Genomic DNA, 12,980 nt, shown 5'->3' on the forward strand with positions numbered 1-12,980 from the left:
GCATGTCAGTAAAATAGCAGGAACCAATTCATGGAGCGACAAAATGTAAAAGTGCAGGTTGTGAGCCGTATAATTGACGATTTATCGCATCAAAATGCAAAAGTGCAGTTTGATTGGCCTAAAATACCTCTAAAGAGTGAATTTGAGTGATTTCAAATGCACTTTTGCATTTTGAGCGCTGTTTTGGCCGATTTGGGACTCATCAAAATGTACTTTTACATTTTGTTTATCAGGCGTAGGAGTGGAGAGGAATTTAAACGTACGCAAGCCCGCTCTAATAAGTCGAAAAGGACCTCAAACTCCGCTTTTCAGCGGAATTGAGGTCCTCTCATTTTATACAGTAATATTCAGCTGACGTGCGAATACGTTCAAGACAGTCCGTTCAAGATTTACTTGCTGTATTTTTGCGTAATCGCGTTAAGCCGTTTCTTCACCTGCAGCGGATAAGTTTGCAGCGCCGTCCCATATTGGGAAGCGGACTTCAGCGCTGTATCAATATCGATAAGCCCATAGCCAAAGTAATTATCCTTGCCGGCATCGCCCAAATCTTCAGCCGATTTGCGCATAATGTCCATAACCTCCACATTGGTCAAATCGGGATTTACCGACCGAATCAGACCAGCTAGCGCGGCAACATGGGGAGTGGCCATCGATGTGCCGGATAATGCGGCATATTGACTGCCAGGATAGGTGCTGGCAATGCTGTCTCCAGGTGCGGCAACGTCTATATAGTCACCGTAGTTTGAGAAGGAAGCTCTTTGCTTCTTCGCATCGGTGGCCGCTACTGCGAATACTTCCGGATAGGCGGCAGGGTAGCCTGGACGCTCCGTATTGTCGTTGCCGCTGGCAGCAACAAGGACGACATCATGATCGTAAGCGTATTTGACCGCATCATGAAGGAAATCAGCTTGGGCATAGTTGCCTAGACTCATATTGATAACCTTGGCGCCATGATCGGTTGCCCATATAATGCCTTGAGCAACAGAATAAGCTGAGCCGGCACCGCTGCTGTCCAGCACTTTAACCGGCATGACTTTGTTGTACCAGGAAAGTCCCGCCACGCCTTCACCGTTGTTGACGGTGGCGCCGATAATGCCAGATACGTGAGTGCCATGTCCGACGTCGTCATTAGGAGCAGCTGAGCTGTCTACGATGTTCGTTCCGTTGCTCAGCTTGCCTTTCAGATCGGGGTGATCAGCCTGAACGCCCGTATCCAGCACAGCAACGAGTACATGGTCATTACCCTTTGATATGTCCCAGCCGAGCTCCGTTTTGATGGAGGGCAAGTTCCATTGATATTCGGAATAAAGCGCATCATTTGGTGCGGCCTCATTCGTCATATACAAATAATGCGGCTCAACATATTCCGTTTTCCAGGATTTGCGGAAGTATTTCATCATCTTCTCCGCATCCATGCTTTTTGAACGGAACACATACGTATCACCAATTTGCTGAACCGCGTGGGCATTAATTTTGGATTTAATTTGATTTAATTGTTTGTCTGACGGTTTATCGACAAAATGAACAACAACATCGCGTACATGGTAGTGGCTCGCATTGCCGTTGTCTTCGCCAGTTCTTACCGTAGTATCGGTCGTTGAATTCGGCTTGACCGACTCGATCCGATAGTTGCCTTCCGCCGGATAAGGAACAAGCCGTAAATTACGTTTCTGATGCCTTTCCACCTGAGTGACGATATCCTGCTTGATGACACCGATCACTGCAATGCCTTGATGTTTCGAATCCGGTACGCCAAGCACGATAAAACGGCTGCCATTCTCCCCGACAAAAGCTTTAGACACATATTTATGTCCTTGTTTGACATGAGTTTTGGCTTCACTCACATAGCGCTCCGCTAATTTATCGGAGGTTTTCGGCAATGTGCCCCGATCGACACTGCGATCGCCGGAAAGCCAGCTGATGTAGGACATATGCTTGTGTGTATCCATCAACTGATCAATTTTTCCCGTCTTTCCTTTGCCGTCGCTTGCAGACATCAGCTTATAAAATTCTTTGGAACATTCGCTTGTACAAAGCAAAGATGTAGCTTCCATATCGTTGTTTAACGTTTTAAGCTTTTGCGCATGTTCATGCTTAACCGATAAAGTTGACGACTTAGGAGCTGTGGGCGTTCGATCAGGAATGAATAGGGGGGCTGCAGGTATAAGCAAAGTAGCTGCTGCCAATACCGAGAATACGCCGATCCACTTTTTTTGCATGTTTGTACGGCACCTCCAGTGCAGATAACGATTGATGATCGCTCTTCTTATAGAGTCCGATTGCACGGCGCAAAATATGCGGCCATAATGTCTGAAACGCCAGTACCATCTGGATGCAATTTGTGGTACTATGTTGATGCCTGAGTTTTTTTTGTTTTGGATGAAGAAAGGGGAACTACTTACGATGCCATCGACAAATACTAAAGCGCTTAGTGAAGCGACAAGAAGCAAGCTGAAGGATGCAATCAATGGGCTGGAACCGTTTCTAAACCAATACGCGCTCAATCAACTGGCCGGTGATGACAACGGCGACGAAGCGCAAACCTTTTACAAAGGATTGCTGTCCGATCTGAGACATTTGCTGGTGTTTTCTGAAGTTTCGGTTGAGAAACTTGGCGTATTGCTCAGAAGACCCAATTTCGATAATGAATTTGCAGAGCGCGCGTTGTACGAAGTGTACCATCAATGCGTCAATGCGTTTTTCTACCCGAAAAACGAATGCTACTCCGAAGACGGCCGCTATGCGTACACAGGTCAAGATGCGATTCGCTTCCGCTTCAAACCGGTACGCGAAGCGCGCAATATCGTGCTGAGCATGTCCAAAATATACGAAGAGCTGCGCGATGATTTGGCTTACTACGAGAATGACTACATGACGCAGCGCCGTATGCAAGGGCAAAAATAAGGCAGAATGAATCACCTCCGATCAGGGAAACTTGATACCGGAGGTGATTTTGATTATGCCAAAAGGCGTAAGCTGCAGCGTATCGAATTGCTCGTTCTGGAAGGAAGGAAATAATTGCAACGCTGAATCCATTTCCATTGATATTGATCAGCATGCTGGATTTGGGGAAGAGTTTGCTTCTGACGATCTGGGGCTGTTTCATCAGGATCAAGCGGCTCAATCGTCCGCGACTTGCTGCGACACATTCAAACCGAAGGGGTGACCGGGGATGGCTACGGACCGAAGGGATGAACGCGAGAAGGACTTGATTGATGACGACCGGCCCGAAAAAACAGATTTTCCGACTTATAACGTAGCAGCTCCAAACGGGCTGCCGGGAATTAGCAATAATTATTATAATGATCTCAATGAGGAGATGGCTTCCGACTTCGCAGTTGGCAGTACCGTCTCCTATGTACCAAGGAAAGAAAAAGAAGAAACGGTCGTCGAAAGAGAAGAGAGCGGCGGTGCCGCTCTGGGATGGGTAGCGCTGGTGTTCGCGGTAGCTTCCTGGTTCTTATGGCCGATTCTGATGGGCTTATCATCAGTTGCGCTTGGCTATATGGCTTATCGTCAAGGGGCGCGTGCGCTTGGCGGCTGGGCAATAGCAATCGGTCTGATTGCTGTACTGCTTTCTGCGGTCATCGTCCCGCTTTACTACGCGATAATCTAAGCGAAGGCTATAGCGGTTTTAGAATTGTAGAAACCCTGCGTTTTTCTAAACGCAGGGTTTCTTTTTGCTCGATGACCGGAACAACACTGAAAGGTAAAGAAAGCTGCCGACAATTTCTCGGCAGCCTGTAGTGCAAATATAAACTTTTATTGAGCCACCAAAGGCTCATATAACGATCAAAATGCAAAAGTGCATGTTGATGAACTCCAATGTGCTTTAAAATACTGATCAAAATGCAAAAGTACATTTGAAATCGCTCCATTATGCGGTTTCGATGTCCTTTAGGCTGATCAACCTGCACATTTACATTTTGAAGCGGCAAACCGTCGAATATTAGACGAACAAACTGTAGTTTTACATTTTGATTGTGCCATTTCACCCAAACTTTGCTCTTAACAGCTCCAGTATGGGGATTATGAGCCGAACGATGAGGACAAGTAAACATAAATTATACTTCGAACCCTACAAAAACTGTTCGGAGGTGTGCTACTTAAGGGAAAGCGGAGCGATTTGAGTTCAGGATGACTTTTTGCCGATTCTATTCATCATTCATCGTGTAAGCGATAGAAGATGGAATCAAGAATGGCAGCATGAACCAAAGCGCGCAGCGATCCCTGGGTTTGCTCGAACGAGCGCGCAGTGATCCCTAGGTTTGCTCGAACAAGCGCGCAGCAACTCATTCAATAGTGAGCGCGAAATGCTTAATCACTTTTTCATTCAATGCCAGCATTCGCTGGTCGAGCGTACTAATCATATCCGCCGATTCCTTCAACTGTTGTCTAATTTCCGGAGGGATGCCCTCATGGAATTTATAATAAATTTTATGCTCCAGACTGGCCCAGAAATCCATAGCACTTGTCCGGATTTGAATCTCGACTAATACGTTCTCCATACGATTCGTAAGAAAAACAGGAATCTCGACGATCAGATGAACGCTTTTATAACCATTGGGCTTTGGATCTTTAACATAGTCCTTCACTTCAATGACTTTGACGTCGGATTGCTTGCAAATCATATCGAGAATTTGATAAATATCGTTTGAAAAAGAGCAAATAACCCGTACACCGGCAATGTCCCGGATGTGGGATTTGGCATTTTCCAGCGAAATTTCGAGATTTTTGCGTCTAAGCTTTTCCATTACACTTTCCGGTGTCTTGATACGCGTCTTAACATGCTCGATGGGGTTGTAGTCATGAATAAATTGAAATTCTTCATTCAATATGTTGAGTTTCGTCTCCACTTCATCAAGTGCAAATTTATACGTAAGAAAAAAGTGCGCCCATTGCTTTAACTGATTTTGTTTCATCGTAAAGGTTCACTCCTAAATAATTTACTTCGAATCTATTCTGCATGTCCTATTGTACCATGTTCTCTGACAGATTTCCTTTCTACCGGAAAGGCATCCCCGCATTGTCATTAAATTTGGATTGAACGGGCGGCGAATTTTACCTATAATTCTTTATATGGGAGGGAACGGACTATGATTATTGATATTAATAAGGCACGTTGGGAACGCAATGACGAATTGATATTGAAGGATGTCAATTGGCAGGTTAAGGAAGGCGAGCATTGGTGTCTGCTTGGCCTAAACGGCTCAGGCAAAACAACGCTGCTCAATATGATAAATGGATACATCTGGCCAAGCAACGGAGAAATTACGGTACTAGGCAAGAAATTTGGAGAATATGATTTGCGCGAGCTTCGTAAGAGCATTGGATGGGTCAGTACATCGCTTCAGCAAAAACTGTATGGCAGTGAAACAGCGCTTCATATCGTGCTTAGCGGAAAGTTTGCAACGATAGGCCTCTACGACCAGACGGATGATGAAGACAAGGAGCAGGCGCTCTCATTAATGACAAGCCTTGGCTGCGCATCGCTCGTCAGCCGCACATACGATACGCTGTCCCAAGGACAGCGGCAGCGGGTTCTTATTGCCAGAGCGTTGATGGCGAAGCCTAAATTGCTCATTCTGGATGAGCCTTGTACAGGCTTGGATGTGTTTGCAAGAGAGCAGCTGCTTGGCATGATTAATAAAGTCGTTGCTCGTGACGATGCGCCAACTGTCATTTACGTTACCCATCATATCGAGGAAATATTGCCTTGTTTCAATAAGACCTTGCTGTTGAAGCAAGGAGAGGTATTTGATTCCGGTGCCACGGAGCAGGTTTTGACTTCAGATGTTATGAGCCGGTTTTTTGATGTACCAGTTGAAGTTGAGCGCAGGGACGGGCGCAATTGGCTGTTTGTCAAGCAAACGGAGCCATTATGGACCTCCAGCTAAATCCAATTCCATCTAGAAGAAAGAGATTTGCGTCTTGGCTGAGCATACGAATCGCCAACCGTCTGGAGCATGACAGCTATATTTGGCGATGCAGCTCGGCAGCACTGCTCATTTTTAGCTCTTTTCTATCAGGTCTCGCAGCGCTTGGCATGCCAACCGGTTTTGGCGCGCTAGCAGACATCGGTGCATTTGTATTGGCCAGCGGCACGGCACTTATTTTTGTATCTCAAGTTATTGCCATTTTGTTATCGTTGATGCTTTTGCCGGTGCCGCGTTTATTTATCGGATTTTTAGGTTATACGGCGACTTTGGCTTATTTCGTCTTCTTTCACTTATCATTTGGCTTATGGCCTTCAGTATGGATGGCCGGAGCTTATGCGATAGCAGGTGCGTTTATCGGCATCGCCGCGGGCTGGATTTGGCGCTATAAGCTCAGAGGTGTCAAATGGGTGGCGGCCGCAACTGTGATATCAGCTATTACGGCTGCTGCTATTTTATATCCGCTGGGGGAAGGCGGAGCGGAGCCTTCCACATTGTTTGATGCCGATACGGACGCTGCAGACGTAACTGCTGCTCCCGTTATTGGACCTGACCAACTTCAATTAGCGAATCCTTCAGAGCCAGGGAGCTTTCAGTATCGGGAATTTACTTACGGCAGCGGTGACGATCGCCAGCGCAAGTTATTCCGTAGCGGTGCTGAGCTTATTACGGACTCTGTTGATGCTTCTGGCTATATCTCGAATTGGCCATGGCTGAAACAGCTGTTTTGGGGATTTGATGAGGAAAAGCTGCCTGTAAACGGAACGGTCTGGATGCCAGAAGGTGAAGGACAGTTCCCGCTCGTTCTGATCGTCCATGGCAATCATCTAATGGAGGATTTCTCAGACGGCGGCTATCGCTATCTGGGCGAGCTTCTGGCAAGCCGGGGAATGATTGCTGTCTCGGTGGATGAAAACTTCTTGAATTATTCTGCTTGGTCGGGTATTCCAGATCAAGATTTCAAAGTTCGGGCGTGGATGCTGCTTAAGCATTTGCAGCAAATCCAATCGTTCAATGAACAGGCGGGCAACGCTTTTTACGGGAAAGTCGATTTGGAGCAGGTAGCGCTTGTTGGTCATTCCAGAGGAGGCCAAGCGGTCGCGATGGCTGCAGCTAAGGATCAATGGTTCGCGGAGGACAAATCCCTGCAAAGCTTGGATTCGATTCAGATCAAATCGATTGTTGCGATGGCGCCGACCGACAAGGAAATTGACGATAAGTTAGCCATGCTTCAGGATGTCAACTATTTGACGCTGCAAGGTGCACGCGATGCAGATGTGAACAGCTTTTACGGCGACCGGCAGTATAGCCGGACCAGTTTTTCACAGAATACGGGGGTGCAGAATCATTTCAAAGCCTCGTTATACATCGCAGAAGCCAATCACAGCCGATTCAATTCCGATTGGGGAACGATGGATGAAAGCTTGCCAGGAGGTTTGCTGCTGAATCAGAAGGGGATGCTGAAGGCCGAGGAGCAGAGGCGCATTGCTAAAGTGTATGTGTCAGCTTTTCTCGAAACGACGTTGAACGGTAAGGAGGGCTATGAGCCGCTATTTCAAGATTATCGCTCAGGGATGGATTGGCTGCCTGCATCAACCGGCTATGTGAGCCGTTACGAGGATTCCAGCTTTGCTGCGGCTGCAACATTCGAGGAACATTCAAACGAACCTACACTTCCCGCTGGCGGAAAGCTGGAGACGGACGGTATGCTTCAAATGTCGAACTCCAGCTCCGCGGATGACAACAGTACGGGAACAAAAGGCGTCGTCATCGAATGGGAAGACAGCGGATCTTTAACATTAAATCTTCCCGAATCGTACAGCACAGCCGTAGCGGAGGATGAACAGCATGTTCTTACGTTCTCGATCGCTAATCTAGCAATGGAACTGGAGCCGGAGCATGCGGGAGACGCGTCTGGCGGTAGTACAGCAGATACGATTTTACCGTCGCAGCCCAACATTGCTATCGAAATCGTAACAACGGATGGAAGCAGCGTGGAGCTGCCGCTTGAACAGTTTATGGAAGTGCCAAGTCCGTTCGACTCCACCTATCTGACAATTCCTTGGCTGGAGAAGCGCATAAAAGACGGCAAGTACAAAGATTCTGCAGAACCTGTATTTCAAACCTACCGGCTGCCGCTTGCTCATTTTGCGGAGGAAGCGGGACTTTCATTATCCGATTTGCAGGTTTCAGAAATTTCTTTCCGCGTAGGTGAAGGCCCGGGTAAAGTAATTTTGGACGATATCGGTTTCTCGCAATAAACAGCAAAAAGGCAATTCGTCGATGAGACGGTTGCCTTTTTTTGGATGCACTCTTTGCTCCTACTGTTCCTCTTTAAATTTGAAACTCCTTGCTGCATAGAGGAATGGAGTAGAACACACCGAGACGAGAAATTTAATGATATAGGTGGATAAAAATACGGATAGCCACACTTTCATCTCATACATGCCAGCGAATGCAATCGTGCAGAAAATAAGCGTATCGACAAGCTGGCTGACAACGGTGCTTCCGTTATTTCGAATCCAAAGCTGGTTAGGTGCGGGAAAGGCCCGCTTCAGCATGGAATAAATACGAACGTCAAGAAACTGGCTGACAAAATAAGCGCATAAGCTGCCAAGTGCGATTTGCGGCAGCAAGCCAAAGATCGTCTTCATCGCATCCTGCGACTGCTGTGCCATTTCATTGCCGGACGGCTCGAACAGCAAAGCCAACTGCATGATGGCCGTTGAAGCAATCAAAGTGAAGAAGCCAAACCATACCGCCTTCTTGGCCGCTTTCTCTCCATACTTTTCGTTGAGCAAGTCGGAGGCCAAATAGATCGTGCCGTACATCGTGTTGCCAAGTGTAATGACGATGCCAAAAGGCATATCAATCGTCTTAACGACCTGAATATTGGCAAGCACGGTGGCCATGCCGATCCATGCGTAGACCCCTATTCGTCCGAACAGCCGGTAAGAAAGAAGGAAAAGGGAGAAATGGACGAGCATAAAGAAGACGCCTAACGACAAATTAAACATAATGAAACGAACCTCCTAGTTTTGATAACGCGGGAGTTTGCGAACCGCGGGTTGCTGTGGCGCAGAGCAACGTGTATGATGGTTTTCTGCCCTAGTCATTATAATCGCTCGTTCGGTTATGGGCAATAGCAAAATCCTTTCCTTAGGACAAATCAGCAATGATACAATATTTTAATACTTACGCTATAAAGGAGCGATTAGGAACGATGGAGGACGAACAGATCAAGGCAGAGCAGAAGCGCGTCGACCGGGTCGTTGGCTGGATAAGCGAACAAATCGATACGCTGCGAGAGCAGACTGGTGAAGTGCGTACGGATATTGTCGGAATCAGACGTGATTTCTGGGATGATGTAACCGTCAACTTCGAGGATGCCGCAGAGGCAGCAGAGACGGCGGCCAGCTTGAAGCAGCAGGCAGAGGTGCTTATTGAGCGGGAGCACGCACATGGACGTGCAGAACGCCAATTGAAGCTGCTGTTGAAGCTGCAGCAATCGCCTTACTTTGGCCGCGTTGACTTCACTCAAGAGACGAATGGCGTAGGCGCGGGTCAGGATGAGCCCGAGTCGATTTATTTGGGTGTTGGATCCTTGCTAGATGAGAGCGGTACAAATTACTTAATTTATGATTGGCGGGCCCCTGTGTCCAGCCTTTATTACGATTACTCGCCGGGACCGGCGAAATATGATACCCCTACAGGGGAAATTGAAGGCGAGATGACGCTGAAACGGCAATATGTCATTCGCCGGGGCCACATTTCCGGCATGTTCGACACCGGTGTCACGATCGGCGACGAGCTGTTGCAGGAGGTGCTGGGCAAGCAATCAGATGCGCAAATGAAAAGCATCGTCGCTACGATTCAGCACGAGCAGAACCTGATTATTCGCAATGAACGGGCGAAGCTGTTAGTCGTGCAAGGAGCGGCGGGCAGCGGCAAAACTTCGGCTGCGCTGCAGCGGATCGCTTATTTGCTATATCGATACCGCGAGACACTGACGGCCGACCAAGTTGTATTGTTCTCGCCGAATCCGATGTTCAACAGTTACGTATCGACTGTATTGCCGGAGCTCGGCGAGCAAAACATGCAGCAGACGACGTATCAGCAATATCTCGAACACCGGCTGGGCCAATCCTTTGCGCTGGAGGATCCTTTTGCTCAAATGGAATATACGCTGGGTGCAATTGGCCAGCCCCAATATGAGACGCGGCTGGCGGCGATTCGTTACAAAAGCGGCGTATCGTTCATGTCACTGATCACCCGCTACGCTGCTGCGTTAAGCGAGTCTGGACTGAGGTTCAAAGCGATCAAATTTCGCGGCCGGATTCTGATCTCCGCAGAAGCCATGCAGGAGCGGTTTTATAGCTTAAACCGTTCGTTGTCATTGCCGAACCGGATTCGGATGCTTGCAGAATGGCTGCTCAAGGAACTAACGGATCTAAGCCGCAAAGAGCGTAAGAAGCAATGGGTCGAGGATGAGATGGAGCTTCTGGATAACGAAGCTTATATGCATGCATTTGACGAACTGCGCCGTAAGGAGCAGCTTACGTCCGACTCCTTCGGCGACCTGGACCGGGAGAAGGATTTGCTGGCTGCAACGATTGTTCAGGAACGCTTCAAGCGGCTGCGCAGCAGAGTGAAGAAGCTGAAGTTCATCGACATGCCTTCAAGTTATCGCGAACTGTTTGCAGATCAAACCAAAGCGAGCAGCCTGTTAGACGGAGAAGAATCTTCGATTCCTGAGGCTTGGGAGCAAATTTGCGGGCTAACGCTGGAACAGCTCGCTGCAGGCGTGTTGCATTACGAGGACGCAACGCCGTATTTATATTTAAAAGATTTGATCGAAGGTTTTCAGACCAATACTTCGGTGCACCATTTGTTCATCGATGAGGCGCAAGACTATTCACCGTTCCAATTCCATTACTTGAAACGCATCTTCCCTCGGGCAAAAATGACGGTTCTAGGCGACGTCAATCAATCCATCTTCGCCCATGCAACGGGCGGCAACGGTTTTCAGCCGCTTTCCGAACTGTTCACTGATGCAGAAACGGAAAAGATCGTCTTGAAACGCAGCTATCGTTCGACGAGAGAAATCATCGACTTTACGAGCCTTATGATTGAGGACGGAGAACAGATTATCCCATTCAATCGGCATGGCGAAAAACCGGCGATTACCGTTGTGCGCGACAAGAATGAGCATATCCGCTTGATTGGGGAGAAAATCTCCGCATTCCGGAAGGACGGCGCGCAGTCTATCGCAGTTATAGCGAAGACGGCGGAGGAAAGCGGGGAGGCTTACGAGGCGTTAAAGGCGTCGAACCCGGAAATCCGGCTTATTGCCAAAGAAACCGTCACCTTTGAACAAGGGACGGTTGTGATTCCTTCATATTTGGCTAAAGGCGTTGAGTTTGACGCCGTTATTATCTTTGATGCTGCGAATGATGTCTACAGCCAAGAGAGCGAAAGGAGACTGTTCTATACCGCTTGCACCCGGGCAATGCATGATCTGCATATTTTTAGTACCGGCGAGCCTACCCGGTTTTTAGACCGAGCACTGCCTAGCTTAACTCTGTAGTATAGGTTTCGCGGCATGACCGGAGGTGCGAAGCGGACTAACGACCGCGGCGCACCTCCGGCCATATTTCCGACACGTCGACTTTTAGCTCCGAAGCGATCAGCTCAGCTGTGAGCCGCTGGGGCTTTTCGATTTTTCCGTTTCTCAGCTTGGATATCGTCTGAAGTGAGATATGGGTGGCGGCTGACAATTGAATCGCGCTCATATCACGTTTTGCCATCCAGATTTTAAGACGCATAGAGGAATCTACGCCTTCACTAACGGGCTTAAGATCCCAAATGACGAATGCGTATTCCCTGACACTGCCGAAGCCGTCGTAGATAGGGGTGAATGTGATCGAGAGCTCCAGCTCGACCCCGCCTAGCTTGCTCGTTCTGACTTTAATGTCATTTACTTTTTTTAATTTCCCTGCGGAGTCAAGCGCTTCCTGAATCCGTTCAAATTCCTGCTCGGAAATAAATTGCAGATAGGTTTCATCTTCCAAGCTTTGTTCCGGCTTGAGCAGCAGCGGCGCATAGAAATCTCTCAAAATGCGTATGTGGTTGGTGGAATCGACAATACCGCTGATAAGCACTTTATAGTGTTCAAATTGCTCTTCGATCCATCTTTGTGCACTTAGATCTTCGATTAGAAGCAAGGAGAGCGCTCCCGTCTCTCCGCTAATGTATGGCAAGGGCGTATGATCCACGCGAATCGGCATACGGCGGCTGTCCGTGCAGAGAAAGGTTTCCCTTTGATAAGAGCGCGCAGCTGCTTTTGCGGAATAATGTTCAACAACGCTGGATGCGGAACGTCCGCTCAACTCTTCTATCGAACAACCCATTAACTTGCTGAAAGCATCGTTAGCATCAACTAGACTTGCGTTATCCTGCAGATTGCGGATGATGGCCATCGGCCGGTCCAGAATAAGAAAAATATGATGATATAAATCCAAAGATAGCCTTCCTCCTAGTCTTTCATAATACTAAACGAGTATAAGAGAAGTTATACCCCTGTACAAGTAATTTGAATTAATTAGTTAGTTTAACAGGAATTTCATTACCGCTTGTTTAATTAATTAAACTTAGGAGCCTCAGAGGCATGCTGCCGCCGGAAAAATAGCGGCATATGCGGTATAAGTGCGATTTTAACCTTTTTGAACACTTTATTTCCTCGTAACATCCTTATACTATTGTTAGAGACAGAGATGTTTTTGTACATAATTGGAGGGGTAGTCTTACAACATGGATATTTGCAGCATGGAAAATTGCAACAAACCGATCAAAGCAAAACAGTTATGTTCCATGCATCACCAAAGAATGCTTAGACATGGTGATCCGATGACCGTAAGACCAAGAAAGGAGAAAATCAAAGCGACCTGCAAATGGGTCAGCTGCACGAAGGATGCAGCGACAAAGGGTTACTGCGCCAAACATTATTACATACAGAGAGTAATGGCGAGCAACAAAGGTTAGATG

The 12,980-nt window shown here is 47.7% G+C and carries 11 protein-coding genes; 6 read left to right on the top strand and 5 right to left on the bottom strand.

Going from position 1 to position 12,980, the window contains the following annotated elements; genetic code table 11:
- Positions 1-389: 389 nt before the first annotated feature.
- Positions 390-2,219, bottom strand: coding sequence for a S8 family peptidase (locus IEX98_RS03365; protein ID WP_188887504.1), 1,830 nt, complete (start codon positions 2,217-2,219; stop codon positions 390-392).
- 184 nt (positions 2,220-2,403) lie between these two features.
- On the opposite strand from IEX98_RS03365, the gene IEX98_RS03370 reads away from it, so the two are divergent.
- Genes IEX98_RS03370 through IEX98_RS03380 form a run of 3 tightly spaced genes read left to right on the top strand, consistent with a single transcriptional unit; the run spans position 2,404 to position 3,616 of the window.
- Positions 2,404-2,904: a YpuI family protein gene (locus IEX98_RS03370; RefSeq protein WP_188887505.1), complete on the top strand. Its 501-nt coding sequence runs from the start codon at positions 2,404-2,406 to the stop codon at positions 2,902-2,904.
- A 55-nt stretch (positions 2,905-2,959) separates the two neighbouring features.
- The gene (locus tag IEX98_RS03375) at positions 2,960-3,166 is read left to right on the top strand and encodes a DUF1540 domain-containing protein (RefSeq protein WP_188887506.1); all 207 of its coding nucleotides are present in this window, start codon (positions 2,960-2,962) and stop codon (positions 3,164-3,166) included.
- Positions 3,167-3,172: 6 nt separating this feature from the next.
- Positions 3,173-3,616: a hypothetical protein gene (locus IEX98_RS03380; RefSeq protein WP_188887507.1), complete on the top strand. Its 444-nt coding sequence runs from the start codon at positions 3,173-3,175 to the stop codon at positions 3,614-3,616.
- 7 nt (positions 3,617-3,623) lie between these two features.
- On the opposite strand, the gene IEX98_RS03385 is transcribed toward IEX98_RS03380, so the two are convergent.
- Positions 3,624-3,995 (bottom strand): hypothetical protein, encoded by a 372-nt coding sequence (locus tag IEX98_RS03385; RefSeq protein WP_188887508.1) that lies wholly within the window; start codon positions 3,993-3,995, stop codon positions 3,624-3,626.
- Positions 3,996-4,292: 297 nt separating this feature from the next.
- Positions 4,293-4,922: a GTP pyrophosphokinase gene (locus IEX98_RS03390; RefSeq protein ID WP_188887509.1), complete on the bottom strand. Its 630-nt coding sequence runs from the start codon at positions 4,920-4,922 to the stop codon at positions 4,293-4,295.
- 174 nt (positions 4,923-5,096) lie between these two features.
- Between IEX98_RS03390 and IEX98_RS03395 the strand changes: the two genes are divergently transcribed.
- Positions 5,097-5,897 (top strand): ABC transporter ATP-binding protein, encoded by an 801-nt coding sequence (locus IEX98_RS03395; RefSeq protein WP_188887510.1) that lies wholly within the window; start codon positions 5,097-5,099, stop codon positions 5,895-5,897.
- A complete protein-coding gene (locus IEX98_RS03400) occupies positions 5,882-8,197 on the top strand; it encodes a poly(ethylene terephthalate) hydrolase family protein (protein WP_188887511.1) in 2,316 nt (771 codons plus the stop codon). Before IEX98_RS03395 ends, IEX98_RS03400 begins: the two co-directional genes overlap by 16 nt.
- 60 nt (positions 8,198-8,257) lie before the next feature.
- Here the strand turns inward: IEX98_RS03400 and IEX98_RS03405 are convergent, their stop codons facing one another.
- Entirely contained in the window at positions 8,258-8,953 is a 696-nt protein-coding gene (locus IEX98_RS03405) for a queuosine precursor transporter (protein ID WP_188887512.1), read from the bottom strand.
- 206 nt (positions 8,954-9,159) lie between these two features.
- Between IEX98_RS03405 and helD the strand changes: the two genes are divergently transcribed.
- Complete coding sequence (helD, locus tag IEX98_RS03410; RefSeq protein ID WP_188887513.1) at positions 9,160-11,523, top strand: RNA polymerase recycling motor HelD; 2,364 nt, start codon at positions 9,160-9,162, stop codon at positions 11,521-11,523.
- 37 nt (positions 11,524-11,560) lie between these two features.
- On the opposite strand, the gene IEX98_RS03415 is transcribed toward helD, so the two are convergent.
- Positions 11,561-12,457, bottom strand: coding sequence for a helix-turn-helix domain-containing protein (locus IEX98_RS03415; protein ID WP_188887514.1), 897 nt, complete (start codon positions 12,455-12,457; stop codon positions 11,561-11,563).
- Positions 12,458-12,980: the final 523 nt, after the last annotated feature.

Origin of the sequence: Paenibacillus radicis (ex Gao et al. 2016), assembly GCF_014641555.1 — a bacterium.
Classification (GTDB): Bacteria; Bacillota; Bacilli; order Paenibacillales; family Paenibacillaceae; genus Pristimantibacillus; species Pristimantibacillus radicis.

What these genes read in the sequence shown, in the direction of transcription:
- helD (WP_188887513.1), top strand. Translation starts at nt 9,160, where the DNA reads ATGGAGGACGAACAGATCAAGGCAGAGCAGAAGCGCGTCGACCGGGTC.
- IEX98_RS03370 (WP_188887505.1), top strand. Translation starts at nt 2,404, where the DNA reads ATGCCATCGACAAATACTAAAGCGCTTAGTGAAGCGACAAGAAGCAAG.
- IEX98_RS03365 (WP_188887504.1), bottom strand. Translation starts at nt 2,219, where the DNA reads ATGCAAAAAAAGTGGATCGGCGTATTCTCGGTATTGGCAGCAGCTACT.
- IEX98_RS03395 (WP_188887510.1), top strand. Translation starts at nt 5,097, where the DNA reads ATGATTATTGATATTAATAAGGCACGTTGGGAACGCAATGACGAATTG.
- IEX98_RS03400 (WP_188887511.1), top strand. Translation starts at nt 5,882, where the DNA reads ATGGACCTCCAGCTAAATCCAATTCCATCTAGAAGAAAGAGATTTGCG.
- IEX98_RS03380 (WP_188887507.1), top strand. Translation starts at nt 3,173, where the DNA reads ATGGCTACGGACCGAAGGGATGAACGCGAGAAGGACTTGATTGATGAC.
- IEX98_RS03405 (WP_188887512.1), bottom strand. Translation starts at nt 8,953, where the DNA reads ATGTTTAATTTGTCGTTAGGCGTCTTCTTTATGCTCGTCCATTTCTCC.
- IEX98_RS03375 (WP_188887506.1), top strand. Translation starts at nt 2,960, where the DNA reads ATGCCAAAAGGCGTAAGCTGCAGCGTATCGAATTGCTCGTTCTGGAAG.
- IEX98_RS03390 (WP_188887509.1), bottom strand. Translation starts at nt 4,922, where the DNA reads ATGAAACAAAATCAGTTAAAGCAATGGGCGCACTTTTTTCTTACGTAT.